1 protein-coding gene is annotated in these 1,099 nt (G+C 32.7%); it reads right to left on the bottom strand.

What is annotated here, in order from left to right:
* Window positions 1–1,099: ISL3 family transposase (locus ACW9JY_RS10415; protein ID WP_457284326.1), on the bottom strand; the 1,099-nt coding region annotated here is incomplete at its 5' end.

Below are 1,099 nucleotides of genomic sequence, written 5' to 3'. Positions count from 1 at the left end.
TCAGCTCAGAAAGGATAACTGTTTACAATATGTTGTTCCTTCTGTGATGAAATTTGGTAGTTTTATGAATCTTTCTGGCATCACTCCTAATAGAACTTTTTTGGTATATCTCAAAACTTCCTTGAATCCAAAACTTATTCTTTTTATTAATTTTATGTGCGTATGACGTCCTTCTACTTTAGCCGTCGTTGTTCTATTAACGAAATATTGGAGTATTTCTTTTTCCCACCTTATATATGTTTTGGCCCATCTCCATACCTGAGGATCTTCACTTTCTTCCATCTTCCCTATCAATATGTGTAATCTTCTTTTCCCTTCTTCATACGTTTCTGCTTTATACATCCATTTCAACATTAGTAGGTATCTATAATACTCTTTTAGATATGGATGTTCCTTCAATGTTTTGTATAATTTCTTTACCTTTTTCTTCTCTTTTAATAATTTCTTTCCATTCAAAAAGAACAATTTTACAGGTATCTTTTTATTGTTATTCGTTACTTCTTCTTCTATCTTTATACTTTCTCTTAGCTTTTTCTGTGCGTCTTTTACTACATGAAAATGGTCCGCTACTACTTTCACTCCAAGTAATTCTTCTTTGACTGCATTCTTAAAAGAGGTTCTCATATCGATAGCCGCTTCTGTTATCTTTTGTTTTATTTTATACGGTATTTTATTTAAAAACCCTTTCAACTCTTCTTTTTTGTCTGATTTTAATATCGCTATCGTGTTTGATGTGTTCAATTCTACTATCGTCGTCACCATCTTAAACCCTCTAAATGAGTGTTCATCTATCCCTAACTTTATATCTTCCATATCTTGAAATTTCGTCCAATCTACCTTTACTTCAATCGAATCTAATAAATTACTCACAGTTCTCACACTTACACCGTGCTCTTTCGCGGTTGCCGATATGCTCATCTTACGCAAATTCTTTACAAGGTTTTCTGTCTCTGCTCTTGTTATTCTTTGCCATCTATAACTTATCTTCTCATTTCTGAAGCTTTTCCCTGTTTTTTTACACATGTATCTTTGTGGTCTATGTATCAGATATATTCTTTGTGTTCCAACTTTGCCAGCTTTGATAATCCTTTCTTTTGCT

The organism is Petrotoga sp. DB-2 (assembly GCF_054051725.1).
The sequence above is the reverse complement of the archived record's forward strand: the minus strand, read 5'-3'. Positions and strand labels throughout refer to the sequence as shown.